Raw genomic sequence first — 24,762 nt, forward strand, 5'->3', positions numbered from 1 at the left:
CTAGCGGGCTGAAGGCGGAACCACGAAGAGGCCTCAAATCCACCCGTTTGCTTCGGCCCGCCGAGCAGCCTCGAAGCGATTTCCAGCCCGCGTCTTCGCCATGATGGCGGAGACGTGGTTGCGCACGGTCCCGCCGCTGAGGTGAAGTTGCGAAGCGATATCAGCGGAGCCGAGTCCACGGACTAACAGGCGGCATACCTCGATTTCTCGTTCGCTCAGTGGGTTGTCGGGGGCGAAGAGAATGTCCTGAGCAAGCTGCGGATCGATAACGCGCAAACCCGAATGGACACGGCGGATGGCATCAGCGAGTTCATCGGGAGGGGTGTCTTTGACGAGAAAGCCATCTATACCTGCTTCGAGAGCGCGTTTGACGTAACCGGACCGTCCAAATGTGGTGACGATAAGGCTCCGGCAGTCGGTGCTGGCGATACTCTTGGCAGCATCGATGCCGTTCATACCAGGCATCTCAATGTCGAGTAAAGCCACGTCAACGCTGTGCTTAGCGACGAGCTCCGCGACCTCTGTCCCAGAGCCACAGCCTGCAACGACTTCAATGTCCGGCTCGGTATTAAGGAGCGCGGTCAGCGCGCCGCGAACTAGAGACTGGTCCTCGGCAATGAGCACCCGGATGGCGTTCGTCAAAACTGCTTAACCTCCTGCGTATCAGGTCCTTTGAGCGTCACGCGGACTGTGGTCAAACCGCCGGCGCGCTCGATTGTGACCTCACCGCCGGCGGCTTCTGCCCGGCGGCGAAGACCTGCGAGGCCCGTGAGACCGGAGGCAAGTGCACGCGTAGCGTCTTCTGTGAAGCCACAGCCGTTGTCCATAACCTTGAGGGAGTTCTCCGTGAGTAGTACCCAGCATTCGGTAGCCCCAGAATGTCGCACGACGTTGGTGCTAAGCTCCCGTAACGCCCAGGAGAACAGATCTTCATGAGACTGTGGGTGCGTGAGGGTATCCGGAAGGTGAGTTTGTATTCTGGCGGTTTCGAGGATTCGGCGCGCAGCGTGAATCTCGCCGGCAAAGGTGGGGTTCTTCATACGAGTAACAGTCGAGCGGACTTCGGCGAGTGACATCCTTGACAGGGCGCTGATCTCCTCGAGCTCGGCAGCTGCCTTGGCGGGGTCGTGTTCGATGAGCCGACGGGCTACTTCGGATTTGAGGTTGATAGCAGTAAGCGAGTGGCCGAGAAGGTCATGGATATCGGAGGCAATATCTTCGCGTTGATGCGCCAGATCCAAATCATGGCGAAGAGCTGTCTCAGTGTCCTCGCGCTGGGACAACGCTCCGAGGACCAAGATGAGAAGCGGCCAGCCGAAGAGGATGATCGCGAGGTCCATAAAGCGAGGATTCTCGTAGATCCATGCGGGGATACCAGCAAGTATGCCGGTGAGCATAATAACCGTCGTGGCAGTCCTGAACGGTTGTGTATATGCTACGAGCGCTCCGAGATATGGGACGAAGGCGACAGCCCAGGCACCATATCCCGGAATAGATGCTAGGGCGAGTAGCGCGAGGATAACCCACCGAAGGGTGACGCGTTGATCCAAGGTCCAGCCGCGCGGAAAGAAGTCGACAGAACCAAAGGAGAGAAAATAGGCCACACAGAAAAGCACAGTGATGGCCACAGCCCAGGTCCGCTGAGCAGGCGTATAAGTGGGAAGGAACAAGACCTGGAGAAGGACAAGCAGGAGAAAGATCAACCAAATAGCTGCGAAAGCGGCATTGCGAACCTTGAAGCTACTCATCATGCTCGGTTCTTGTCGCGCTTGTGAAGAATCAGGCACAACCCGACGAAAACCATTGTCCATACAGCGATATTAACCCATGCGTACCATAGCGGGTCTTCAATAAAGAGCTGCTCGCTATTGATCATTTGGGCGCCTTCAGACAAAGGCCCACGCGAAAGAGCCTGTGCGCCGTACATCGGAGTGAATCGTCCGACCACGAGTAGCGATTCTTTTAGCGGCATGAAAACATTTCCGGCGAAGGCGAGAATGACAATAGTGGATGTCGTGATAGAGACGGTGTTTTCTGAGGGAAAGAGCATGGCACAGGCCATGCCGTAGAAGCCGAAGGGGATAGCGCAGGCGACGGTAGCAAGAAATGCTAATGCCCACTGGGTCGGTTGCATGCTTGCTGCGGTGAGTGCACCGGTAATGAAGACAGCGGCGATCGGTAAGATCGCGCGGACCGCGATATTGAGGAAATTGGAAATCCCTAGCTGGGAAGAGCGCAGGGGAGTGAGCGCCAATTGCCGGCCCCATCCTGCACGGTTTTCTGCAACCATGGAGCCGGCGGCGCCAACAGCACCTGTAGCACCGGCATAGAGCGCCATGCCGATCATCACCAGGGCAGCAACATTTCCGCCGTTAAACTCGACTTGGCCGTATTCTTGCATGGCGCCGAAGAGAATATAGAAGATGATTGGAAGGCCAACGCTGAAAAAGAGCGTAGGCAGGTCGCGACGTAGCCGCTTTAAGTCGTGGGCAGCGTAGTTGAGGGTGGTGCGAAGAGTAGGGTGCGCAGCGGTGTGGGGGCTCATGTGAAATCTCCTTATCGCGTGGTGTTACTGGATGTAGCGTTGTAGAGCTCGAGGAAGGAATCCTCCAAGCTGTGTCCTGTGATAGTGATGTCGCGAGCAGTGGTTTCGTTAAGCAGGTAGCGTGCCACCGCATCAGAGTCTCGAGCAGTGATGACCAGCCCCGTGTCTGTTTGCTCTTGGTGGATAGCTCCGGGAAGTAGGTTGGCCGTCAGCACATGTGGTACCTCGCCGGGAAAGGTGGCCCGGACGATGCGGGTGGAGTTGGAGTTGCGGATCTCTTCTGTCGAGCCATCGGCTTGAATGTGGCCCTTGTTGAGCATGATGATGCGCTGGGCAAAGGTCTCGGCTTCTTCTAGGTAATGGGTGGTGAGCACGATGGTGCGGCCGGCATCTGCCTCTTCGCGCATAGTTTCCCAGAAGTGGTGTCGGGCACCGGCGTCCATCCCCGTAGTTGGCTCGTCGAGAAGCAGCACTTGCGGATCTCCTAAGAGAGCCAGTCCGAAGCGAAGGCGTTGTTGCTCACCACCGGAACATTTGCTCACGCGGCGCGACAGGATATCTCCTAGATTTGCGCGCTCGATGATGTCGTCAAACGCACGGTGAGATGGGAAGGCCGCGCCGAGGAGCTCGAGGGTTTCCTTGACGGTGATGTTAGGAAGAAGGCCGCCGGATTGCATGACGGCTCCTATGCGTCCGCTTTTAATAGCGGTCTGTGGGCTTTCTCCGAGCACCTGGATAGTGCCGGATGTCGGTGTTGTCAGGCCCAGGATGAGATCAATAAGCGTCGTTTTTCCGGCGCCGTTCGTTCCCAGCAGGCCAACGATTTCGCCCCGATGAATGGAAAGGGAGACGTCGTGAAGCGCTTGTACAGGATTGGGCGAGGCCGCATTAAAAACCTTGCTGACGCCATTGACGTCAATGACTGGTAGGAGAGTGCGTGTTGTGCTCATATCTTCACGCTATGGTGGGCAGATATGTGCAGCGTAGACGTGGTGTCACCAATTAGACGTGACAGTTGTCATGGTTGGGGCGGGCTGGCTACTCGCCAGCGCGGGCCAATAAGAACGCATCCGTCCGATAAGGAATGCGAAGGACTTGGCCGGGGCGAAAGCCCATGTGTTCGAAGAGGTACCAGTTGAGGTTATGTGTCATGCGTTCATGGATCTTGTGGCCATTGCGAAGCCAATATGAGCGAGTATGCATGAGAGCATGAAGGCCTTCGGGGCTCAGCTCGTGTTCCCACGTCAAGCGGAGCTCTTGGCGAAGCGTCCATGGTTCACAAAAAGCGGGATAGAAACCGGGACGGTGGACATCTCCGGAATGCATGATGCGGGAAAGACGCAGGACCCACGGGTCCGCATTGACGTCCAGAGTGTTCCACACCAAGAGGACTTTTCCGTTGGGGCGGAGAACCCGGTCAAACTCTGCACAGGCTCGTTGGACGTCAACCCAATGCCAGGTCTGCGCGCAGGTGAGGGCGTCGAGGGAGGCGTCGGCAAGCGCAGTGTTCTCGGCAGTTGCACGCCAGCACGGCACCCCGAGGCGGTTTAGGACTCGGGTCATGTCAGGGGATGGATCGCTGGCGTAGACAACGGGGTTGCTTAGTGATTCAGTGAGCTTTCCGGTGCCTGCGCCAACATCGAGGACAGTCCGCGCGGAGGCAATGAGCCGTGATACCTCCTGCGGGTAACCAGGACGCACGTCATGATAGGCGTCGGCGCCGTGGCTGAATGATTGGGCAGAACGAAGACGCTGCTGAACTGTGTTGAAGCTCGGTGCCTCTTTCCCCGAAGCCGGGCGATAGCTGGGGTAATGCTCGGGAACCGGGAAAGGGGATGAGGCGCTGGGAGAATCAGTTGATTCGGAAGGAGTTGGGCTCATGATGCTCCTAAATCTACCGCGGTGCTGCAGGTTCGTGGATGTCGGTGGGATGTTTTAAGGTGGACGAGGATATTTTCCCGAGGGCGAGCGTGGCGAGGCAAATGATGAGTGAAGATTCTGCAGCATGGCTGCGGTGTTCGCGCACGCTGGCTGGGATCATCTCAACCGCAGCTTGCGTCATGGCGCTGGTCTCGTGCAGCTCGCCTGAAGAAGACACGACTACTTCTCCATCAACAGCAGAGTGGAGAAGTGACCTCGGTTTTCCCGTCGCCCCTATGCTCGTTGGCCCCGACCCCGGGCACACGAAAAAAATGAAGTTGGCCTCCGGACGTAGTTTTCTCCTCCACGTGCCCGAAAACTACACTGCAGATCGATCCTGGCCGGTCCTGTTGTCCTTCCACGGTTATACAGATTCTCCGGAAAACATGGAGCAATACAGCCAGTTTGATGCGGCTGACGCCATAGTCGCCTACCCTGCAGGGGAAAATGCGGCGTGGGCTCCGGCACCTTATGCTGCTACCAGCGCGGAAGAAGACCTAGAATTCGTGCGAGCAATCGTGGACAGCCTGCGCGCGACTTATGAGGTAGACGATAACGCTATCTTCGCTGCGGGCCTGTCCAATGGAGGAGGATTCGCGGCATTCTTAGCCTGCCGTATGCCGGGGACGTTTCGTTCGGTAGCTACTGTATCGGCGGCTTATTACGAAGGCATCCATACGGATTGCTCAGACAAGCCTGTTGGCCGTTTGGATATTCACGGTACAAAAGACCCCGTTGTCAACTATGAGGGCGGCGTGCGGCACGAGACTGCTTATGCTTCGGTCGCAGAAGTGCTCGGGCAGCATCAGCGTCGTAACAAGTGTCGTGGCGACGTTGAGTCCGTACGTCTCACAAACGGTGCCACCAGAGAGACATGGACTGCCTGCCAAGCACCGCTGCAGCACATTCGCATCGAAGGCGGATCCCACGTGTGGCCTGGTGGAAACAACGCTACGAAAACTGAGGTGGGTAAAGGTTTTGCCACCGACGCGGTACTAGACTTCTTCGGTATCCCCGGCCGGCCTGCAGACACCGAGGAACACGGAGTGGCCTAGGATTGATTCCTTCGTGGACTACTCGCTCAGCGTGTAGTGATTAAAGGGGATGCCGAGGGAGCGAACCCGCGTTAAGCAGATATCTGCCACCGTTTTATAACCAGCTTGGTGCGCGGCACTGGTGGTTTCCGTGGGGGCCGGAATCTGTACGAGGTGAAAGGAGCGTTGGCCGCCATCCTCGCGATTGAGCTCGACGACGGCCTGCGCGGTGGTGCCAGAGCCAGCAAAAAAGTCGAGGACTACCGCGTTGGGGCCGCCGGCGATTGCGATGAGGTGCTTGATAAGCCGCACTGGTTTGGGAAAATCGAATACGCCTTTAACACCGAGTGCCTCTTCAGCGTCACGACGGCCTGTACGGGTTACACCGAATCGTTCCCCGTCCAGTATGGAGCGTGGGCGCGCACCCTTCTTTTCATAGTTTTTGGTATAGACAAAGCCGCGTCTGAAAACCAGGTCGTCATAGTGCTTATCAACTTTGTCCCGCCCCCAACGCCAGCGCGCGACCTTCGACTTCCCGTCGGGTTGATGAGGCCAGTATTTATCACCATTCGGACCGACGATGGGAAAGTCGAGGCTTGGTAGATAACCCAAGGTCTTGGAATCTAGGCGAACGAGGGAATAGTTACCCTTCTCATCGCGATGGTTGTAGCGGGTCGATGTCTGCGCCCCTAGATCAACATTGAACCCGGAGTTTTCCGGAGATTTAGCGTAGCAAAGGACATATTCGTGCTCTTGGACGGCATATCTTGAATCATTCTTTCCAGTACCGCCTTTTTTCCAAATGAGCTGGCTTGCAAAGCAATCCTCGCCGAAAACCTCGTTGAGGAGTAGGCGTACATGGGCACATTCTGATTCGCCGATCGAAACCACGATGAATCCTGTGTCTGCGAGTACTTCACGCGCAAGGATCAGTCGCGGAAGCATCATAGAAAGCCATTCGGCATGCCATTGACCAAAGTGCTCTGAGCGCATTTCTCGCCGTTGGCGGAAGTTGTCGCGATAAACAAAATCCTTGCCGGTGTTATACGGCGGGTCGATATAGATGACGTCGGCCTTCATACCGCGGGCAACAAAGCTCTTGAGCGCGGATAGATTATCGGCGACGGTGACTGAATTGGTGGTGGAATCCGAGCCGCTTATCAACGTTTGCCTCCCCGCAGCTTGAGAGGCAGCAAGCGCAGCGGCAGCATTCTTTCCGGGCCACACTAAGCCAAAGGCTGAGTCATCGTTTGTGGGTATTTCTAGCCCATGAGAGGGCGTCGAAGAATCAGGTTGTGTAGCGGGTCGGGGAGTTGGCTCAGAATGAGGGGAAGGCATTGTGGGCAGGTTTGTACTTTGGCGATTGATCTACGGACGAGGGTATGTGCGTTAATTATTGCGCAAAGAACTGAGCGCGGAGCGCAGCCAAAGAAGTGTGTCCTAGAGTGCACAGCAATGCTAACGAAAGCGCGCCTGCTTTTACCAAGTTGTTGAACGAAAAGGGGTAGGTGGAGGGGGTAAACGGATGCGCCGACCCTGAGAATTCTTAGAGTGCTGCTTTGTGTGGGAACGGTACGTCTCATAACTAGGGTGATTAATAACTCGTGTGGCGAAGACTCTGGTGCGTCGGTACGGTGGAGTCTCGTGATGGCTCGCAACGTGAATGCCGCGGTCGATAGTGCACTTGTTCGTAGTGTGCGGAGCCGATCGATGGGGTTCACGCCTACTGATCGGTTGTAGCCGCAGGCGTATTGACACGTTGGTAGCTAGCACGGTTAGAAACAGTAAAAGCAACGAAAGGATTGTAGGAATGGGTATTTTTGACAAGGCAAAGGACGCGCTGAACTCCGATAAGGGCGAGCAGGTTTCGGACAGCGCACTGGACAAGGGCGCTGATCTTGCTAAGGGTAAGCTCGGCGAAGATAAGGCCGATAAGATTGACTCTGCTCGCGACCAGCTCGATGATCGTATCGGTAACGAGGGCGCTTAAGTCCTAAAAATTGAGGGCGGAGGCAGTGTGCCTGGTACCCTGACGTCGCAGGAGTAAGAACCCACTGCCTCTGAAATGCCACGCTAGGCTCGCTCTATAAGTCCTGTCCACGATGTGGGCAGGACTGTATAAGTTTTGTAGCAATGTATATGTTGGTTTCGGCTGGGACATAATATGGGCGAGTTGATAGAGAAAAGGAATCTGAGAGAAACCTTTAAATCCTCCTATGTTGTGTTTATGAATATAAAATCGGTCATTTCCTAGGTAGGCTGAACACTGTGAATACTTCAGTAGGTGTGGAACAAAGTAGCCAGCCCTTTAAGCAGCTTCTGATTGAGCAAGCTGGCCGGGTCATTGCTAAGGCGGGCATCGATGAAGTGCGCCTTCGGGAGGTTGCTGACCAGGTTGATGTGCCTCTTGCGGAAGCTCAGGCACTTTTTGCTTCCGAAGCGGAACTCGTCGAGGCAACTAAGCACTCTCTCAATGATGCACTGACGTCAACTATTGATGTGCACCTACAAGGATTGCCCGAAAATGCGACCGCGGTAGATAAGCTTCGTGCTACCGCGCTGTCCTACTTTTCTTTTGCGGTCGAGGACCCATCCTCTTTTGCGGCTTTTACTGCTGTCTACGCTTCTCCCCGCACGGGATTGACGGCTGAGGACTTTGCTAGCCGTGATGGAGAGGCTGACACCTGCCCCATTATGCGTATTCTTTTTGACCTGACTAAAGACGCTATTAAAGAATCCGGCGGCACGGAGCTCGATGCCTATGGGACGCTGCTCTCCGCTCTGTCGATATTCTCCCACCTACACGGCGTTACACAGCTTGCAGCCGAAGGGATTCTGCGCTACCTCTCGCCAGCGGCGAAAAAACAAACCTTTAGTGCTGTCATGGATACGCTGAGCGTTGGTCTTTATCCCTTTTTTAGGGGCGAGCGTATCAAGCGCGCCGAACCTTGCGGCCTGGCAGGGGAGCAGCCTGAAACACTCCTAATCAGTGCAGAAAACTTTCCGCGGGGGACTGAAGAAGAGCAGCGGAGAGCTCTGCTCCGAGGTGCCGTTGAGGAGGCTCTAGACCACGGCGTGACTGGCTTGCATATCGGTGGCGCCGCAAAACGAGCAGGACTTAGCGTCCAAGAGGCTGAACACCTTATTGAAAGCGACCAAGAGCTGGCGAGTTTCTTGGAGCGCTATTTGGACAAAATCAACTATGAGTTCATTTACCGTCAGGTAGCCGCGTTGCCGCAGGACGCTAGCGCAGTGTCGAAGATTAAAGCTACGGGCTATGGATATGTCTCGCATGCTTTGCATGACCCGCAAGGATTTGAGGCGCTCATTAAGATCGCATCCGGCCCGATCGTGCCCATGTCGTTTGAGGATGACTTCCTGCCAAACGCGAATAAAGCGGTCGAGCTTCAACGTGATTTCAGCGAGTTCGGCCGAGCCTTTGGGTTCATTATGTCTCTCGTACGCGAGGCTATCGATGAGGTGGACGGGCCGCGCACTCCATGGGTTCTTTTTACATTAGTGATTTCAGTGTGGGCTGGCGCCCACGGTCTTGCCATGCTGAGCACCAACGGGCCATTGCGTGGGTATAATTCCGATTTTATTTTTGAAATTCTGACTCAGTATATGGATATCGAACTCGGCGGCATCATGCGAAGCCTCAATGGCATGGCAGGCTAGTTCAGTGAAATGAGCGTGCGGGATGCTCAACTGAGAGTGATTCGCATCATATTCCTCCCTACTTTCTTAGAGTGAAAGTGGGGATTCTTTTGTCAATATCTGAGGGTGGCGGCACCTTGTCGGGGTGGTGTGGACGTGGGCTTTGGCTGGGCGCATTCATTGCGTGAAGGGGGTAGAAATCGGTCTGGAGCGACTAATGTTTACGGCGTGAACGGCAAAGATGTCGATGGCCGGTGTCTCTGAATGGGGGTAGCAAGTAGTTGCTCAAGTGTAGAAAATATACTCTGCAGGTTGTATGGTGGCCACGTCCGAACCTTAATCGCAAGCCTTATAAGGCTAAGCGGGTTTTCACTTCAGTTTAAGAAAGACTAACTATGCGCCCTACTCGCTCTCGCATTGTCGCCACTGTAGCGGCAGTGGCTACCTTTTCTTCCGTTATCGTTGCTCCTCAGGCAATTGCGGTAGAGGAACCGGCAGAATCTTCCTTCGTTCATGAGGAGAATGGCACTGGCACTCTTGATGTCAACGGCACTGCCTTCGACGAAGACGGCAACCTGGTTGATGAAGACAACGCTGGTGATAACGCGATTGAAGAGCTTGACCGCGACTCTCGCAACAACGACATCAGCTTTTATGACGCGGAAAACAGCAAACCGACGACGCTTGATGAGCTGAAGAGCACTGAATCATCGACGGCTGACGCTTCGATCAAGGTCGTCGAGAAGGACGGCAAGCTGGTCTGTGAGATTTCTGATGCTCCTGGTAAGGAAGGCGAGATTCTTGAGCGCAAGCTCGACCTAGCTCGTGCATTCTATGATGGCGGCAACAAGCTGCTGCAGACCGTATGGGAAGTTATTCCTGTTGTCGGCGATCTCGTCCCGTCGGACTTCATCAAGAAGATTGGCGCAAGCTCGTGGGAGCGGATCGCTGAAATGGTCCGTGAAGGCGAGAAAGACAAGGATGTCACGTGGGACCTCGCACGTGCGCAGGGCATGGCTATCGCAAAGATCGAGAACTCCGATGCTGATGTCGATTTGAAGAACCCGGATGCGGCGAAGAAGACCGTCTCTGGGCTCATCAAGTTTGCTGATGGTGCTTTCGGTACTGGAGTCGCTACCGTATTGAAGGTTTTTAATGCCGCCGTTACGATTGCTGGCCTTTTCCCGGGCGCTAGTGCCGCTAAGGACTTGAAGCTGAGCGATACTCAGCGCAAGGAAATTGAGTCCACCCTGTCTGGTATCTCGACCGCGGCTTCTGCGTTGGCCGAGGTTAACGCACCGGCTGGACAGAAGTGTGCGGACATGCTCAATGGCAAGCAGGTCAGCGACGAAGCGCCGGATTCCACCTCGACAACCGAGTCCTCTGAGCCTTCTGAGTCCGCCGAGCCTTCTGATTCCGAGAAGCCCTCCGAGTCCACTGAGCCTTCCGAGTCGAGTGAACCCTCCGCATCAGATGAGGCTTCTGAGTCCGCAGAGTCGACTGCGCCTGAATCTACTGAGTCCGAGGCGGCCGAACCTGAGGATCCGACGGAGGAATCCGAGCCTGCTTCCACTACCTCGGCCCCTGTAGATTCCGATGATGAGGATAATAACGGTGAAGACGGGGAGCCTGGCCGTGATGGCAAGGACGGTGCCGACGGCAAGGATGGCCGCGATGGACGCGACGGTGAGGACGGCCGCGATGGTCGCGATGGCCGTGATGGCAAGGACGGCGCCGACGGCAAGGACGGCCGTGACGGTCGCGACGGCCGCGATGGGCGTGATGGCAAGGACGGCGCCGACGGCAAGGATGGCCGTGACGGTCGCGACGGCCGCGATGGGCTTGACGGCAAGGATGGCATCAACGGCCGCGATGGCGTCGACGGCAAAGATGGTAAAGATGGTGAAGACGCTGATATGTCCTCCGCTGTTGGTTACTCATTCCTTGGAGCGATTCTCGGTGGCGGTCTAATCGTTTCCATCTTCGGCGCTATTGATTACCTCTACCTGCTGGGCTACCTGCCCAAGGAAGGCATTCCGTGGCGCGCTAACCGCTAAGACCAACTCGTAGTTCCAGCCTGAGCAGAGAAATCTCAGGCAGAGCAATACAGAACAGCCCCATTGCATCCGCAGTGGGGCTGTTTGCATGAGCGATTGAGGGGTAGGCAAGCGCAGCATTGGGCCAAAGCTTGCTGTTTATAGCAGCGTGAGTGCGTATTTCAGAGCTGCCTGTGATGGCGTTTGCCCTTGTGTTGGGCTGGCACAACGAACACAGCGGTGTTGACCAGATGGTTTATCGCAATAAGAGCAGCATTCCTGTGGCGGTTCTAGGCGATGAGTAGGTCGTAAACACCGGACTATAGAGTGGGAAGCGTGACTGCAACAGTCCTTTAAGCACTAATTTCTTTTTCATGCGCCACGCCGTCCGCGGTGCCGCCGACCCATTGGAGGTGAAGTAGGTGGGCAAATCATCTCAGCTCGCAACTATGAAGAGCTCGCGGAGGCGGCCGCGCCGGTGGTGGGAAATCGGCGTAATCCTGCTCGTCGTCGTGATCATCGCCGGCAGCGTACACGTGGCGCGTAATACCGCAGGGATATCCGTGGGAGAGTTGGACCCGATTGATCGGCGCGCCTTAGAGGAGTACTCGGAATACGCCGCTGCCGTCGCAGATCGTCCGGAGCCGGCGGCCTGGCTCAATGCGGCCGCTACCGAGTTCCCCACGCTGCTAATCAGCAGGAAGACCCACTTTTCCTACCTGATCAACCCCTCCCAAGAAGTCTCTTCGCCCTTCGCTGCCCCTGTAGACATGGGCGATAACCCCGCCGGCCTCGAAGTCTATCGGTTGGACCGGATCTACCCGAGGCTGTGGCCGATTAAGATTGCCGGCGGCAACTTCAACACGGTGGGCGAGACCACGACGGTCCAGGGGAGCGATGTCTACTACCTCAAATTCGGCGAGGATAATTTTGACAAACAATTCTCCTCAGAACACTTCATTACCTTCTTCGCGCATGAATCCTTCCACTTCTACGGTCAAGCTCGGTGGGCTTTGGACTCGCGTGTCTTTGGCGAGCTCTCCCCGCATGGGGTGGAGCTGCTCGACGAGAGAATGCGGCTGCTCGATGCAGTCCGCGACGCGGGTGCAGACCAAGCTCGGCTGAGGGAACTGGCCACAGAATTGCTCGCTCTGGAAAAGGAACGCCTAGCTGCAGATCCTGACTACGTCAGCCAAGAACGCTGGATGGAAACCGTGGAAGGCACGGCTACCTACCTCGGGATAATGGCCTCACGTGCGGTGGGGTATGACTTTGGCCCGATGTACTTCGACAACACTAAGGAAGCGCGTTTCACCGACGTTGTTCCGTTCCTAGAGTCCGGGCAGATCGACAATGACTTTCTGCGCAATCGATTGCCATATGAGGCCGGCGCTCAGTTGTGTTTGCTGCTTGCAGCATTAGCGCCGAGCGGGGAATGGCAGGCCTTTCTCAATGAACAATCTCCGGATTCTCACCGCACGCTTATCGACGCCCTGGGCCACGTCCTTAGCCAAGAGAAGTAGATCCGCTAAACAGGGCCGCCAATAAACTGGGCGAAAAAGAAAGGCTGGTCAGAAAAGCTCTGACCAGCCTGGATGCTGTCGGACTAACAGGATTTGAACCTGCGACCCCTACACCCCCAGTGTAGTGCGCTACCAAACTGCGCCATAGTCCGCCGCCGCACCATTTGGTGCAACTGCTACAGATTACACCAGCGGTATTCGCTTCGACAAATCCCAGGTTGACGCGTGTTTTGAAGGCTCTAGAACTCGCCGCTGGAGTAGACCCACTGCCCGTCTTGCCTGCGGAAAGAGGAGCGTTCCCGCTGAGAGCCTTGTGCGGCGCCCTTATAGAAGGCCTCGAATTCAACGACGCCGGTATCGTCCAAGGGGCCGCCGGCGACGGTGTCGATAATATCGAGGCGGTAAAAGCGGATGCCGCTATCTGCGAGGTTGAGGCGCTCAGGGCGGGTCTCTGGGTCCCAGGTGCGGAGCAAATAGTCCTCGTCGCCGGTGACGAAAGCACTGAACCGCGAGCGCATCAGCGCCTCGGCCGAGGGGGCGGGCGTGCCGGCGTGGTAGCGCGAGCAGCACTCGCCAAACGTCAAGCCGGTTCCGCAGGGACAGCGGGCAGCCGGATCAAGAAGGTTGAGAACTATCATGTGAATCTATTGTGCCGCGGTTGTCACGGTGGTGGTCACCTCGAGGGTGAGGAGGGAGTCGATGGTGGTGGACGTGGAGGCGTCGCCAAGCGCGCGTTGTTGATCCGCGCTAAGGGAGGCAGGAAGTGTCACCGTACGTGTAAATCGGGATTCGGACTCTTGGGTAATGCTGACGGACACAGCTTCGAGAGCCTTCGCGTCGATCTTGTGTGCCTTGCCCGCCGCCTTGATGGCCTGGGTGCTTGCCACAGCCAGTGCGGACATGAGGAGGCCTTCAGCGGTAAAACCTTGGCCCTTGCCGCCGCTTTTCTTCGTGCGGTCAGCGGTCACAGAACGGTCGTTGTGGCGTACTACGACGCCCATCCTCGTGCCCACCGCAGGGATTGCCACCGCGGAGTCATCTGCGACCGGCGCGGGAAGGTTCTCCGGAACGATGAACTGCTCCGCCCACGCGCCAATCAGGTCCGCAGCGCGTGCGGCGGCGCCTTGCTTGGTGACGAGGTGATCAGCCTTATCCAAGGCGACCAAGGACTTGGGGTAGCGCGTGGTGCGGAAAATGTTCTGCGCATTGTCGATGCCAACGGTCTGATCAATGGGGGAGTGCAGCACCATCAGGGGCTTGCGTAGGCGCGGAAGGTACTCCTCCGGGTTGGTCTCAGCAAGGTCTTCGAGGAAAAGGCGCGAAATGGTTAGCGCGCGGCCGCCCAAGGTGACCTCTACCTCGCCATTGGCGTCGACCTCGCCAATCTTGTCGGCGTAATGCAGCACTGAATGTGCGGGATCGAAAGGAGCACCGATGGTGGCGACGGCCTTAAGGGAACGAATGCCGTTGGCCGCCGCGAGGGCAGCGGCGCCGCCCAGCGAGTGCCCCATGAGGAGCTGCGGTGCGGAGTAGTTCTGGGCCAGCCACTCGGCGGCGGCCTGGATGTCTGCAACGTTTTGGCTGAAACAGGTATCAGCGAAATTTCCCTCGGACTGTCCCAAGCCTGGGAAGTCGAAGCGTAGGGTGGCGATGCCAAAGTTTGTCAGCTGCTTGCTCGCGCGGGCGGCGCCGGGGGTATGGCGCGAGCCGGCAAAGCAGTGCGCAAAGATGGCGAAGGCTTGCGGAGGGGAGTCTGGGAAATCGATGGTTCCGGCCATCGTGGTACCGGTGCTGGAGGGGAGCGACACGTTCACGGATTGCATGCCCACAAGGATATAAGGGCAACTGCACGCCTGCGAACCGGGGTTGACTAAAGTCGATAGAAGACCTGTATGACGCACAAGGATGGAGGAGTGCTCATGGGCGCATTCGATTGGTTCTGGAAGGCAATGGGCGCGCAGTCCGAGCGCAACAATAAAAAGTCGAAAGCTGTCGTCACGGCTGCGGATTCCGCGGTGGAAGAAATTGCCAACTTATCGGATGCAGACGTTGCCACCACCGCACGGGAATGCGTGAAGGATGGCGCGATTGCGGATAAGTCGCGTTTCCTCGCCGCTCTGGCTGTGGCCAGCGAACGCAAGCTCGGTATGCGCCCATTTAATGTCCAGTCCCAAGCCGTTCTCCGCTTGCTTGAGGGTGATGTCATCCAGATGGCCACCGGCGAGGGAAAGACCCTAGTGGGCGCAATGGCCGCGACTGGTTTTGCGTTGACCGGAAAACGTGTCCACTTGGTGACGGTCAATAACTATCTCGCGGCGCGCGATGCCGAGTGGATGCGCCCGCTTGTGGAGTTCTTCGGCCTCACGGTGGCCTCGGTAACGGAGAAGCTCGGCCCGGAGGAGCGCCGCGCGGCTTACCTATCTGACATCATCTATGCGCCAGTCAACGAGCTCGGTTTCGACGTGCTACGGGATAACCAGATCACCTCCCGTGAGCAGACGGTGCAGGCGCGCGCAGATGTTGCGTTGGTGGATGAAGCGGACTCCGTGCTTGTCGACGAAGCCCTCGTCCCCCTCGTCCTCGCCGGAAACCGCCCGGGTGAGGAGTCCACAGGCCACATCACCAACGTGGTTTCGCGCCTGCGCGAGGAACAGGACTACGTTATTGCGGAGGACGGGCGCACGGTAGCGCTGACCGACGATGGAGCGGCGCGAGTCGAGCGCGAGTTGGGCATTGATTCGCTCTACTCCGAGGAGAATATCGGCTCCGTACTAGTCAAAGTGAACTTGGCGCTGCACGCGAAGGCGCTGCTCATTCGTGACATTCACTACATCATCACGGACGGAAAGCTGCAGCTTATCGATGCCTCCCGCGGCCGCGTAGCCGAACTGCAGCGCTGGCCCGACGGCCTGCAGGCCGCTGTGGAGGCCAAGGAAGGCTTGGAGGTATCGGAAGGAGGACGCATCCTCGACACCATTACGCTCCAGGAACTCATGCGCCGCTACCCGTTGGTGTGCGGGATGACCGGTACCGCTGTGGAGGCGACCGATCAGCTGCGCCAGTTCTATAACCTCCACGTCTCGGTCATCGATAGAAACAAGGAACTGCAGCGCTTCGATGAGGCGGATCGCATCTATGCCTCGGTGGATGAGAAGTCCCGGGCCATCGTGAACGAGATCGTCGCGATCAACAGCACCGGTCAACCAGTTTTGGTGGGCACCCACGACGTCGCCGAGTCCGAAGATCTCGCCGCTGCGTTACGCGAACGGGGGATCGAGGTTAACGTCCTTAATGCGAAGAATGACGATGACGAGGCGCGCATTGTGGCGGAGGCTGGCGACGTCGGCCGTGTCACCGTTTCCACCCAGATGGCGGGCCGCGGCACGGATATCAAGCTGGGTGGCGCTGATGAGTCAGACCGCGATGCCGTCGTCGAGAAGGGTGGTCTGGCGGTGCTCGGCACCTCGCGGCACCGTTCCTCGCGTCTGGATAACCAGTTGCGCGGTCGCGCTGGCCGCCAGGGAGATCCGGGCAAGTCCATCTTCTTCGTTTCCTTAGAAGATGACGTGGTTAAACAGGGTGGGGAAGATGAATCCTTGTCCGCCCGTCCCGATGCCGACGGGCTCATCGAATCCAAAAGGGTTCGTGATTTCATTGCGCACTGTCAGCGCGTGACCGAGGGGCAGCTTCTAGAGATTCACGCGCAGACCTGGAAGTACAACCACCTGCTCGCAGATCAGCGCATCATCATTGATGAGCGGCGAGCTAAGCTGCTCGATACCGACCAAGCCTGGCAGGAGCTGGCTGAGCGGGCACCGGAGCGTGCTGCTGAGCTTCGTGACGTCCCCGCTGAAGCGCGCGAGCGGGCGGCCCGTGAGATTATGCTCTTCCACCTCGACCAGGCGTGGGCCGACCACCTGGAGTTGATGGATGATGTGCGGGAATCTATCCACCTACGTGCCATCGCCCGCGAGACGCCAATCGATGAATACCACCGCATCGCGGTGCGCGAGTTTAAAGACCTAGCGCAGCGCGCGGTTAATGACGCCGTTGATACTTTTAAGACCGTGCTTATCGATTCAGATGGCGCCCATCTAGAGGATCACGGCCTGTCCCGCCCGAGCGCAACGTGGACTTATATGGTCTCCGATAACCCACTATCAGGGGGCGGAAACTCCGTGCTCAAGGGCATAGGAAACATTTTCCGTTGATGTAAATTGCGGAGAGGCGACTCGCGCGGGCGGCGGAGTCGCTAATATGGAATGAGTCAACATTGATCCGACCCTTCGGAGGTAAAAATGAGCGAGAATACCGGAACGCCGGAACCGCAGGCAGAAACTACTTCTGTCTTCCGCGCAGATCTTCTTAAGGAGATGGAAAACGGCACCGCGGCGGGCTCTGACGCCTCCGTTGCTGGCGCTGAGAACTTGGCTGAAGGCCAGGCCCTGCTCGTCGTGAAGCGTGGCCCTAATGCAGGCGCTCGCTTCCTGCTTGATCAGCCGACCACCACCGCCGGCCGCCACCCAGAAGCTGATATCTTCCTCGATGACGTCACCGTGTCTCGTCGCCACGCGGAGTTCCGTGCGAAGGACGGTCAGTTCGAGGTGGTTGATGTCGGATCGCTCAACGGAACCTACGTGAACCGCGAGCCGCGCAATGCTCAGGTGCTCGAAGTGGGCGATGAAATCCAGATCGGTAAATTCCGCTTGGTATTCATTGCCCCGAAATAAGGCAGTGCCTGTCCTAAAGAACTAGGGGAGAAGGCCGGGAGAAAGCTTCCTCCCGTGCTCCCCTTATGTCATAGTGAAACCGTGTAGAAAGCAGTAGTAGTCCTATCGTGAGTGCGCAGAAGTCCACCGCCGCTGCCGCAGCAGCGTCTTCCGTGGCCAAGAAGACCAAGCCTGCTAAGCAGAAGCCCATGTCCATTGGCGTAACGCTAAAGCACGTGCAGAAGCAATTTCCGGATGTGACGGTGTCGAAGATTCGCTTCTTGGAATCTGAGGGGCTGATTACTCCAGAGCGCACCGCGAAGGGCTACCGCCGCTACTATCAAAAGGACCTTGATCGCCTTCGTTATATCCTGACTGCGCAGCGCGATCACTATACGCCGCTCAAGGTTATTCGGGAACAGCTAGACGCGATGGATTCGGGGCAGGTTACCGCCATCGTGTCCTCCCAGGCCGAGGCCCTCATCAGCGCCGAGCAGCTACGCGCACCGGTGGTTTCTCGGCTTACCGACGCCGATGTGGCCGACCAAGCAGGCACCACGCAGGAAAACATCGCCAAGCTGGTTTCTGCGGGACTGATTAAGCCGGATCCGGCGGGCTTCTTTGATACGGATGACGTGTCCATCGTGTCCGCGGCCGTGGCGCTGGAATCCTTCGGGTTTGAGGCGCGGCAGTTGAAGTCTCTGCGCAATGCCGCCCGCCGCCAGGCGGACATGATTTCGCAGGTCGCGACGCCGGTGGCGCATTCGAAGTCTGATACTGCCCCGCAACAGGCGGAGGAGCTTTCTCAGCAGATGGCGGCCCTTGTTTTGTCGCTTCACGGGACACTTGTCAAGACTGAGCTTCGTGACGAGTTCCGGCCTTAAATCATACGGGCTTTTATTTCCGCAAGCTTGGCGACGACTTTTCTACGCCACTCAGCCGGCCCGACAACCATGGGTAAGGAATGTGTGTAAAAGTGGATTCCATGAACACTGAAGTCTTGAAATTTCTCGGAATCCACCCCGTTGGCCCCGAAAATAACTTATGCGCTCTTTTCTATTGGGCGGAGGCAGACCGGCACGTGCCGGTGTGGGTCTCACCCATCGACGGCGCGCGTGTCCTCCAAGTACTCGAGCGGCACTTCAATGCGCGCCCAAGCACGTATGAACTGCTCATCGCCTTTGCGGACCAACTAGATGGCATCGAGCATATTTGTGTGTCCGAGTACCGTAAGGGCGTTTTCATGGTTGATCTCTTGGATGGAACCGGTGAAGAGCACGATGCCCGCTTGTGTGACGCTCTTGTCCTCGCAGATCACTATGGGTTGCCCATTCATTTTGAGAAGGATGTGCTCGACGAGGTAGCCATTTACATTAGCGATGAGGACCTTAAAGAATATTACGGCCTAGAACGCGAGGCAGAATCTCCGGAGACGTTCCCAGAAAAGCGCATGCGCGAGTTTAGGGAGCGCCATTCCCAGCAGAGCGCGCTGGAGGACGATGACTTCGAGCAGATGATGCGTGATTCCGGAATCTCCGAGGAAGATTTGCTCGGCGGCAAAGATGGTGAAGAGGAGTAAAAGGGGAGTTTAAGCTCCCTTCCACATAATTCAGCCCTAAGCCCTGATCCCAGCTAGACATTAGAAGCGGCGCCCTCTGTGGCGTCGCTTTAGTCGTGCTACCACTGGTTTTTTAATGACACGCGTGTGACTAATGATGACAAAGTGACTCAAAAAGTCTAAAGTTCTACTAGAGGTTCACGGAGGACGACTCTTGACGCGGTCGCTGACGTGCCCTTTAATAGAAAAATAGAACTCCCCTCAAGTATCACTGGAGTAATTACGTGAGCAGTAAGAATAACCGTCCCGAGTCCAGCGCACTGCCGCTCGAAGATTTCGCAGCCAACGACTATGTTCAGGAATCCCTTTTTGATGTCGGGCCCGACGAGGAGCTGGGCTACCGCGTGCCCATCGCTTGTCAGGTAGCCGGCATTACCTACCGCCAGTTGGACTATTGGGCGCGCACGGACCTGGTGAAGCCCTCGATTCGCACTGCTCGTGGCTCTGGTTCCCAGCGTCTGTACTCCTTTAAGGACGTGCTGGTTCTCAAGATTGTCAAGCGCCTTTTGGACACCGGCATTTCTTTGCAGAATATCCGCCTCGCGGTGGAATCCCTGAGGGATCGCGGAGTTAACGATCTTGCTGAGCTCACCCTCGTCTCCGATGGCACCACGGTTTATGAGTGCCGTTCGAACGACGAAGTAATCGACCTTCTTGCCGGTGGACAGGGCGTGTTTGGCATCGCTGTCCCAGGCATCCTGAAGGAGCTTTCCGGAACCATCACTTCCTTCCCGGCCGAGCGCGTTGTGGAGGACGAAGAAGTCGACGTTGTATTTGGCCTCGACGAACTGGCTGCTCGGCGCAAGCGCAAAACCTCCTAAGGAAGCCATCCGCCGCCGCTCCTCTTAGTCACTGCAGCTCACGTCAGTGCTCTAGAGGAAGCGGCGGCTTTTTTGATGTGCGGCGTCGATGCGCCTGAAGTGTCCCGGTTATCGTGCCCCGGCGGCGTTGGCGATGGCCTTCTTGCCCTCTTGGGCATTTGAAGGGTCCGAGATGGTCTTGTAGGAGTCAGCGAGCTTTTCGAGCTCGGCGTCCTTTTCACCTTCACCGATATGCACCACGCTCAAGCTAACGCCCTGACCGCGCGCGGCTTTGACTGCCTCTGTAAAGCTTGCGTCATCCATATCTTGTTGGGTCCCAGTAGTAACGAGCACGACGCGGGCGTCTTTGCCCGTTTCTGCCTTTTGGTCCGTGGCGTTATCCAGTGCCGCGACTACGGCGCTGCGAGTTTGAGGAACGCCACCAGTGCCGAATTGCCGTACTGCGAAGGCCACGTTCTCGGCGTCGCCATAGGCTACATTCTGACGGAAGCCCACGGTGGCCGTGGCTGAAATGGGTGAGGAATAGTTCCAGAGAGCCACCTGGCTTCCCTCCGCGCCGACTGCCGACGCCGCCTCCGCCACGTCCTGGGTTACCTCATCGAAGTACGGCGCAAGGTTGTCGGAGGTATCAAGAAGGAACAACGTATTCGGCGCCACCCCTTGATCTTCCTTGTTTTCAGTGCTGGGCGTGGCTGATACCGATTCGGACGGCTGTACTGACTTCGAGGGCGTGGTCGATGCAGACGTAGTGCTAGCGCTTTCACTCGTCGGTTTCTGTACAGCCGATGACTCAGTGGTTTTATCCGCCGCTACTGGCTCGCTCGAATCGGATTCCCCTCCGCGGAAGAGGAAGAATGCGCCGATAACCAACGCCAAAACCGCGAGGACGGCCACGATGATGACCCACGGTGCGATTGCATAGTTATTCTTTCCATCCGAGTGCCGGGCCATCTTTTTCCTTCCGCGCTGGGGTCTCGGGGCAGTAGAGGGCGCCCCGACGGGTCACATCAATGGTCTCTCATTGTAGCGCTCAGCGCTGCTCTAATTTGGGAGACAAGCCGCGCGCGGAGCGGCTCGGAGGCGTCGGCAAGCGCGCGTTGGCGCCGCACATACTCCGACTTTCCCTCTGGTGTTTCGATGGGGACAACCCCAAAGCCCCACTCGCGGCAGTCATATGGCGAGGCCTCCATGTCGAGCGTGCGCGCGGCCACCGCCAACCGGAAGGTATCGAGGAACAAGTCACCTGGCACCAACGGGCCCAATTTCCACGCCCATTTATATAAATCCATAGTCGCATGGACGCAGCCAGCCTGGTCGTTTTCCGGTTGGTCCTCACGGGTCAGCACCGTGAGGTTAAGCGGGCGGGCGGGCTCAGTAAAGAAACGGAAGGCATCGTAGTGCGTGCACTTGATGCGGTGCTTGTCGACGACTGCGTTCGTCCCTTCCGCTCCCAACCGCAACGGCAGGTCATGGCGAGGGGAATCGGTGTGGTACACCATGGCCCATTCATGCAGGCCAAAACAATCAAATTGGGTGGGATTGTGCGCCGTCTTTTCCAGAAGTTCCAGGATGTAGCGCACGGTTCCGCCGCGGCGTTCGAGGAAGGCCTCGGTGTCCATCGTGATGCCCTCGGCAGTGCGGCGGTAGTAGCGCCATTCGCTGTGCGGAGCGTTCCCTTCCAGGGTGACCCCTACGCCTGGGTGCCAACGGCGCAGATGAGAGGGGCGGACGGGGTAGTACTCGAAAAGGAAGTCGTAGACAGGGTGATACGAGCCTGGGTGGCGATAGCGAGCGAGGAACTCATTTGCTTCCTCCTCGTGCTGTCGCATCCGGGCTTGCCAATCCTTGGGCTCGAGAATCATCGTTGTCCAGCACTGCCTCGACGGTGGCGGTTGTTGCGGCCGCGGCGGCGGTGCCCCGGTGCTTCCTGCTTAGGCTGCTGTTGGTTCGGTGGCCCGAGCGGCTCGCCCTTCGGCTTGCGCGCACCGGTCATCTGGGCAAGTTCGGGGCTGCTGGCGGGGTTGGCGCGGTCGCTGATGTCGAGGTCGGTGTGGTCCACTCCGGCCTTTGCAATGAGCTTGGCCACCTCTTCGCGCTGCTCGTCGGTAACGAGTGTGACGACGGTGCCTGACTCACCGCCGCGGGCGGTGCGGCCGGAACGGTGTAGGTAAGCCTTGTGCTCGGCGGGTGGATCTACGTGGACGACGAGGGAGACATCCGCAATGTCGATACCGCGCGCGGCGATGTCCGTGGCGACGAGCACGGGTACGCTTCCGTCGGCGAATCCCTCAATCGCCTTGGTACGTGAACCTTGGCCCTTATCGCCGTGAAGCGGCAGTGCGTTAATACCGACTCTGCGCAACTTCTTTGCCTGCCTGTCGACTCCGTGCTTGGTCCGCATAAACATGATGGTTTTGCCCTTGCGCGCACCGAGCCGCAGGACGACGTCGTTGCGTGCCTCGCGGGTGCCGATGAAGATGAGGTGGTGCTCCATCGTGTCCACGGCGGCTTCGACGGGGGCTGTGGAGTGGGTTACGGGGTCGTGCATGAACTGCTCAACCAACTTGTTGACCTCACCGTCGAGAGTGGCGGAGAAGAGTAAGCGTTGGCCGTCTGGTGGGGTGAGCTTAAGCAGCTTGCGTACCTGGGGAAGGAAGCCCATGTCCGCCATCTGGTCGGCCTCGTCGAGCGCAGTGATGGTGATCTGGTCGAAGAAAAGCTTGCCTTGGTCGATGAGATCCTGTGCGCGGCCCGGCGTAGCAACAAGTAGGTCAACCGGGCGGGCCAATGAACGAATGTGGTTGTTGATGTTGACACCGCCGACAACCGCCAACACGCGCAGTCCCAGCGCGGCTGCGGGTTCATCCAGGCGTTGTTGGATCTGCGTTGCCAGCTCACGCGTTGGTGCTAACACGAGACCGCGGGGGTGCGCCGGTCGGGAGACCCCGGATTCGGCAAGTCGAGTGAGCATGGGAAGGCCGAACGTGAAGGTTTTCCCCGAGCCCGTGGGGCCGCGACCGAGGACGTCCTTGCCGGCGAGGGCGTCGGGAATCGCGGCTTCTTGGATAGGGAAGGGGGTCGTGATGCCCTGTTTGTCAAGGACGCGGACAACATCGCGGGGGAGGCCGAGGTCGGCGAAAGTATTCATCGGGAGGAAGTTTAGTTGGGTTCGCTGCCAGATAGAAAAGCCAGTGCGGGAATGGGCCTCGCATCCTGCACTGTTGGCAGTAATGTGATGTAGGTCTCTGCTAAATTGATCGACATGACGAACCCTTTCAGTAGCCCGCAGCAGCAGCCCCGTGGATTTGGCCAGAACCCGCAGCACAACCAAGCACCGCCTGGCTTTATCAATCAAAATCAAGGATCTCACGTCGGTGGCCCGGCGATGCCACAGCCGCTCGAAAAGAAGCCCAGCTCGAAGAAAGCATTGTGGATCGTTCTGGCGGTTGTTCTTGTATTCGCCATCATCGCAGGCGTCGCTATCTTTGCTGCAGTTTCTTTCTTCAAAGATGTTGCTGCCGATTTTGATGATGCGCCGCAAGACGTAAGTGCTTCCGACAATGCCTACTGGAACAGCACATATGACTCCGATGAGGTTGACAGGATTCGCGCCTCCGAGGTTTCTGCCCCGGTGCCCGCTCCGCTCATTGACCTTTCGGACGAGTGCTATAAGGACACGTCATTCTTCGGGCAGGCGGACTATCTGGGCCTAGATGTTCAGTGGGTTCCGACGATTTCTTGTATCTATGGTCCGGACAGAGAATTCGTGGCTCAGTACACAGAGAACAAGGATGCGATACGCGATACTGAAAGCGTTGGGCTGGCCGGCACCGTCGAGGATTTCACCTCGGACCGCGGCTCCCAGATTGGCGCTTTTAGAGAGGAAGATGAGTACGTGATTGCTGAAGTGCTTGAGGATGGCAATGCGGTTATCGAGTACGTCATGGACGGCTATGATGCCAACGGGGACGAAGCGGACTTGAATGATTTGGCCAACTATCTCGTGGGTGCGGGAATCCTTGACTCGGCTCTGGGTGGTCCGTCGGTGGATGCCTAGCTATCTTCGGCGCCGCACGCGCTTGACGACGCTTCACCCACCCCAAGTGGCCCGTCAACCCTCATCCGGTTGGCGGGTCTCGTTCTTTAAGGGCTTAAATGCGCGTTGTTCCTGCCGGTATTTGAAGGGGGTCAAGGATCACCGATGTGCCCGCGTGCCTTGATGTGGTCCGCGGGTGGCAGTGTTGTCACTGGTGGTTAGCTGTTTCCTTTCTGCCGTTGCTGCGTGTGGTGGCTGTGGGTGTTAACTGTTGTCGGGTGGTTCCTCTGGTGGTTGTTCTGCTTGTTCGGCGTTGAGTCTGGCTAGTGCTTCTTGGTATTCGGGCATTGCGGTGATTGGTGTGCCCCAGGGTGGGATGAAGCTGACCCCGGTGTTGAGCCGGTACATGTAGCCGCGCCCGGTAGGCCTTTGTGGGTCATCGTCGTTAATCCCGTTGTGGTAGGCGCACAGGAAGGTCAGGTTCTTGATGTTGGTGTAGCCTCCTGCCTGCCAAGGCACCAAATGATGGACTTGGCAGTAGTCTGCCGGCTTATTGCAGCCTGGTCTAGAACAGGTGTGGAATTCAGCATGCAGGGTAAGCCGTTGTTTGAAGTTTGCTCCACGCTCTAGCCGGAAGGTGTCGATGGGTCCTTCAATGGGGTGCACGATGGTGGCATACCCTATTTCGGCAAACTTGTGGGTGAGGAATTCTGCCCCGGTCATCCGCCCGCCGTTGGTGAGGTTGAGTTCGATGTCGTCCCCGTCGCCGTTGATGATTTGGTCGAGCTCGTTCAATGTGACGATGACTTGGGTGCGCACCGCTGGTTTGGAACCGCTTGTTTCTTTGTTGAAGAAGATGTCGT

General features: G+C 57.5%; 24 protein-coding genes and 1 tRNA gene. 11 read left to right on the top strand and 14 right to left on the bottom strand.

Annotation, left to right across the window (positions count from 1 at the left end):
- Window positions 1-33: 33 nt before the first annotated feature.
- From HMPREF2967_RS03665 to HMPREF2967_RS13405, 6 genes are all read right to left on the bottom strand, one after another.
- Window positions 34-642 carry a response regulator transcription factor gene (locus HMPREF2967_RS03665; RefSeq protein ID WP_070596375.1) on the bottom strand — a complete coding sequence of 203 codons (609 nt, stop codon included), beginning with the start codon at window positions 640-642 and terminating at the stop codon, window positions 34-36.
- Entirely contained in the window at window positions 639-1,751 is a 1,113-nt protein-coding gene (locus tag HMPREF2967_RS03670; protein WP_070685046.1) for a sensor histidine kinase, read from the bottom strand. Before HMPREF2967_RS03670 ends, HMPREF2967_RS03665 begins: the two co-directional genes overlap by 4 nt.
- The gene (locus HMPREF2967_RS03675; protein WP_070596378.1) at window positions 1,748-2,545 is read right to left on the bottom strand and encodes an ABC-2 transporter permease; all 798 of its coding nucleotides are present in this window, start codon (window positions 2,543-2,545) and stop codon (window positions 1,748-1,750) included. The genes HMPREF2967_RS03670 and HMPREF2967_RS03675 overlap by 4 nt, the downstream gene beginning before the upstream one ends.
- A gap of 11 nt (window positions 2,546-2,556) precedes the next feature.
- Window positions 2,557-3,495, bottom strand: a complete 939-nt coding sequence (locus HMPREF2967_RS03680; protein WP_070524816.1) for an ABC transporter ATP-binding protein — start codon at window positions 3,493-3,495, stop codon at window positions 2,557-2,559.
- 88 nt (window positions 3,496-3,583) lie between these two features.
- Window positions 3,584-4,426: a class I SAM-dependent methyltransferase gene (locus HMPREF2967_RS12785; protein ID WP_083312577.1), complete on the bottom strand. Its 843-nt coding sequence runs from the start codon at window positions 4,424-4,426 to the stop codon at window positions 3,584-3,586.
- A gap of 13 nt (window positions 4,427-4,439) precedes the next feature.
- Window positions 4,440-4,643, bottom strand: a complete 204-nt coding sequence (locus HMPREF2967_RS13405; RefSeq protein WP_154737134.1) for a hypothetical protein — start codon at window positions 4,641-4,643, stop codon at window positions 4,440-4,442.
- Window positions 4,644-4,737: 94 nt separating this feature from the next.
- Here HMPREF2967_RS13405 and HMPREF2967_RS03690 point away from each other — a divergent pair, with 94 nt between their 5' ends.
- Complete coding sequence (locus HMPREF2967_RS03690; RefSeq protein ID WP_227486307.1) at window positions 4,738-5,520, top strand: CE1 family esterase; 783 nt, start codon at window positions 4,738-4,740, stop codon at window positions 5,518-5,520.
- Window positions 5,521-5,538: 18 nt separating this feature from the next.
- Here the strand turns inward: HMPREF2967_RS03690 and HMPREF2967_RS03695 are convergent, their stop codons facing one another.
- On the bottom strand, window positions 5,539-6,837 hold the full coding sequence (locus tag HMPREF2967_RS03695; RefSeq protein WP_083312578.1) for a site-specific DNA-methyltransferase: 1,299 nt from the start codon (window positions 6,835-6,837) through the stop codon (window positions 5,539-5,541).
- A gap of 472 nt (window positions 6,838-7,309) precedes the next feature.
- Here HMPREF2967_RS03695 and HMPREF2967_RS03700 point away from each other — a divergent pair, with 472 nt between their 5' ends.
- From HMPREF2967_RS03700 to HMPREF2967_RS03715, 4 genes are all read left to right on the top strand, one after another.
- On the top strand, window positions 7,310-7,489 hold the full coding sequence (locus HMPREF2967_RS03700; protein ID WP_070524820.1) for an antitoxin: 180 nt from the start codon (window positions 7,310-7,312) through the stop codon (window positions 7,487-7,489).
- A 278-nt stretch (window positions 7,490-7,767) separates the two neighbouring features.
- On the top strand, window positions 7,768-9,177 hold the full coding sequence (locus HMPREF2967_RS03705; RefSeq protein ID WP_070685048.1) for a TetR/AcrR family transcriptional regulator: 1,410 nt from the start codon (window positions 7,768-7,770) through the stop codon (window positions 9,175-9,177).
- Window positions 9,178-9,593: 416 nt separating this feature from the next.
- On the top strand, window positions 9,594-11,213 hold the full coding sequence (locus HMPREF2967_RS03710; protein ID WP_232770644.1) for a prolipoprotein diacylglyceryl transferase: 1,620 nt from the start codon (window positions 9,594-9,596) through the stop codon (window positions 11,211-11,213).
- Window positions 11,214-11,641: 428 nt separating this feature from the next.
- Complete coding sequence (locus HMPREF2967_RS03715; protein ID WP_198531017.1) at window positions 11,642-12,715, top strand: hypothetical protein; 1,074 nt, start codon at window positions 11,642-11,644, stop codon at window positions 12,713-12,715.
- A 78-nt stretch (window positions 12,716-12,793) separates the two neighbouring features.
- On the opposite strand, the gene HMPREF2967_RS03720 is transcribed toward HMPREF2967_RS03715, so the two are convergent.
- The 3 genes from HMPREF2967_RS03720 to HMPREF2967_RS03730 all read right to left on the bottom strand — a co-directional run bounded on the left by HMPREF2967_RS03720 (window position 12,794) and on the right by HMPREF2967_RS03730 (window position 14,538).
- A tRNA-Pro gene (locus HMPREF2967_RS03720) sits at window positions 12,794-12,867 on the bottom strand.
- Between the two features lie 87 nt (window positions 12,868-12,954).
- Window positions 12,955-13,353, bottom strand: a complete 399-nt coding sequence (locus HMPREF2967_RS03725; protein WP_070685051.1) for a YchJ family protein — start codon at window positions 13,351-13,353, stop codon at window positions 12,955-12,957.
- Between the two features lie 6 nt (window positions 13,354-13,359).
- Complete coding sequence (locus HMPREF2967_RS03730) at window positions 13,360-14,538, bottom strand: bifunctional alpha/beta hydrolase/OsmC family protein (protein ID WP_198531018.1); 1,179 nt, start codon at window positions 14,536-14,538, stop codon at window positions 13,360-13,362.
- A 96-nt stretch (window positions 14,539-14,634) separates the two neighbouring features.
- On the opposite strand from HMPREF2967_RS03730, the gene secA2 reads away from it, so the two are divergent.
- The 5 genes from secA2 to HMPREF2967_RS03755 all read left to right on the top strand — a co-directional run bounded on the left by secA2 (window position 14,635) and on the right by HMPREF2967_RS03755 (window position 19,863).
- Entirely contained in the window at window positions 14,635-16,926 is a 2,292-nt protein-coding gene (gene secA2, locus HMPREF2967_RS03735; RefSeq protein ID WP_070685073.1) for an accessory Sec system translocase SecA2, read from the top strand.
- Between the two features lie 87 nt (window positions 16,927-17,013).
- Window positions 17,014-17,445, top strand: coding sequence for an oxoglutarate dehydrogenase inhibitor Odhl (odhI, locus tag HMPREF2967_RS03740; RefSeq protein WP_010186533.1), 432 nt, complete (start codon window positions 17,014-17,016; stop codon window positions 17,443-17,445).
- A gap of 107 nt (window positions 17,446-17,552) precedes the next feature.
- Complete coding sequence (locus HMPREF2967_RS03745) at window positions 17,553-18,308, top strand: transcriptional regulator FtsR (RefSeq protein WP_070685058.1); 756 nt, start codon at window positions 17,553-17,555, stop codon at window positions 18,306-18,308.
- A 101-nt stretch (window positions 18,309-18,409) separates the two neighbouring features.
- Window positions 18,410-19,003, top strand: coding sequence for a bifunctional nuclease family protein (locus tag HMPREF2967_RS03750; protein WP_070685075.1), 594 nt, complete (start codon window positions 18,410-18,412; stop codon window positions 19,001-19,003).
- 299 nt (window positions 19,004-19,302) lie between these two features.
- Entirely contained in the window at window positions 19,303-19,863 is a 561-nt protein-coding gene (locus HMPREF2967_RS03755) for a MerR family transcriptional regulator (RefSeq protein ID WP_154762730.1), read from the top strand.
- A 108-nt stretch (window positions 19,864-19,971) separates the two neighbouring features.
- On the opposite strand, the gene HMPREF2967_RS03760 is transcribed toward HMPREF2967_RS03755, so the two are convergent.
- The 3 genes from HMPREF2967_RS03760 to HMPREF2967_RS03770 are packed head-to-tail and all read right to left on the bottom strand — an operon-like array spanning window position 19,972 to window position 23,011.
- Window positions 19,972-20,814, bottom strand: coding sequence for a vWA domain-containing protein (locus tag HMPREF2967_RS03760; protein ID WP_070685060.1), 843 nt, complete (start codon window positions 20,812-20,814; stop codon window positions 19,972-19,974).
- Window positions 20,815-20,870: 56 nt separating this feature from the next.
- Complete coding sequence (locus HMPREF2967_RS03765; RefSeq protein WP_070685062.1) at window positions 20,871-21,725, bottom strand: 3-methyladenine DNA glycosylase; 855 nt, start codon at window positions 21,723-21,725, stop codon at window positions 20,871-20,873.
- Window positions 21,722-23,011, bottom strand: coding sequence for a DEAD/DEAH box helicase (locus tag HMPREF2967_RS03770; protein ID WP_070685064.1), 1,290 nt, complete (start codon window positions 23,009-23,011; stop codon window positions 21,722-21,724). The genes HMPREF2967_RS03765 and HMPREF2967_RS03770 overlap by 4 nt, the downstream gene beginning before the upstream one ends.
- A 114-nt stretch (window positions 23,012-23,125) precedes the next feature.
- On the opposite strand from HMPREF2967_RS03770, the gene HMPREF2967_RS03775 reads away from it, so the two are divergent.
- Window positions 23,126-23,920 (top strand): hypothetical protein, encoded by a 795-nt coding sequence (locus tag HMPREF2967_RS03775; protein WP_232770646.1) that lies wholly within the window; start codon window positions 23,126-23,128, stop codon window positions 23,918-23,920.
- A 243-nt stretch (window positions 23,921-24,163) separates the two neighbouring features.
- Here HMPREF2967_RS03775 and HMPREF2967_RS03780 read toward each other — a convergent pair.
- Window positions 24,164-24,762 (bottom strand): HNH endonuclease signature motif containing protein (locus HMPREF2967_RS03780; protein WP_198531019.1); only part of this gene is annotated, 599 nt, incomplete at its 5' end.

This window comes from Corynebacterium sp. HMSC059E07 (genome assembly GCF_001814395.1).
Lineage (GTDB): Bacteria > Actinomycetota > Actinomycetes > Mycobacteriales > Mycobacteriaceae > Corynebacterium > Corynebacterium hesseae.

Bases quoted from the DNA above. Each gene is read 5' to 3' on its own strand.
- HMPREF2967_RS03770 (WP_070685064.1), bottom strand. From the start codon at position 23,011: ATGAATACTTTCGCCGACCTCGGCCTCCCCCGCGATGTTGTCCGCGTC.
- HMPREF2967_RS03680 (WP_070524816.1), bottom strand. From the start codon at position 3,495: ATGAGCACAACACGCACTCTCCTACCAGTCATTGACGTCAATGGCGTC.
- HMPREF2967_RS03750 (WP_070685075.1), top strand. From the start codon at position 18,410: ATGAACACTGAAGTCTTGAAATTTCTCGGAATCCACCCCGTTGGCCCC.
- HMPREF2967_RS03690 (WP_227486307.1), top strand. From the start codon at position 4,738: ATGAAGTTGGCCTCCGGACGTAGTTTTCTCCTCCACGTGCCCGAAAAC.
- HMPREF2967_RS03765 (WP_070685062.1), bottom strand. From the start codon at position 21,725: ATGATTCTCGAGCCCAAGGATTGGCAAGCCCGGATGCGACAGCACGAG.
- odhI (WP_010186533.1), top strand. From the start codon at position 17,014: ATGAGCGAGAATACCGGAACGCCGGAACCGCAGGCAGAAACTACTTCT.
- secA2 (WP_070685073.1), top strand. From the start codon at position 14,635: ATGGGCGCATTCGATTGGTTCTGGAAGGCAATGGGCGCGCAGTCCGAG.
- HMPREF2967_RS03695 (WP_083312578.1), bottom strand. From the start codon at position 6,837: ATGCCTTCCCCTCATTCTGAGCCAACTCCCCGACCCGCTACACAACCT.
- HMPREF2967_RS03760 (WP_070685060.1), bottom strand. From the start codon at position 20,814: ATGGCCCGGCACTCGGATGGAAAGAATAACTATGCAATCGCACCGTGG.
- HMPREF2967_RS03730 (WP_198531018.1), bottom strand. From the start codon at position 14,538: ATGCAATCCGTGAACGTGTCGCTCCCCTCCAGCACCGGTACCACGATG.
- HMPREF2967_RS03775 (WP_232770646.1), top strand. From the start codon at position 23,126: ATGACGAACCCTTTCAGTAGCCCGCAGCAGCAGCCCCGTGGATTTGGC.
- HMPREF2967_RS03675 (WP_070596378.1), bottom strand. From the start codon at position 2,545: ATGAGCCCCCACACCGCTGCGCACCCTACTCTTCGCACCACCCTCAAC.
- HMPREF2967_RS12785 (WP_083312577.1), bottom strand. From the start codon at position 4,426: ATGAGCCCAACTCCTTCCGAATCAACTGATTCTCCCAGCGCCTCATCC.
- HMPREF2967_RS03725 (WP_070685051.1), bottom strand. From the start codon at position 13,353: ATGATAGTTCTCAACCTTCTTGATCCGGCTGCCCGCTGTCCCTGCGGA.
- HMPREF2967_RS03670 (WP_070685046.1), bottom strand. From the start codon at position 1,751: ATGATGAGTAGCTTCAAGGTTCGCAATGCCGCTTTCGCAGCTATTTGG.
- HMPREF2967_RS03700 (WP_070524820.1), top strand. From the start codon at position 7,310: ATGGGTATTTTTGACAAGGCAAAGGACGCGCTGAACTCCGATAAGGGC.
- HMPREF2967_RS03715 (WP_198531017.1), top strand. From the start codon at position 11,642: ATGAAGAGCTCGCGGAGGCGGCCGCGCCGGTGGTGGGAAATCGGCGTA.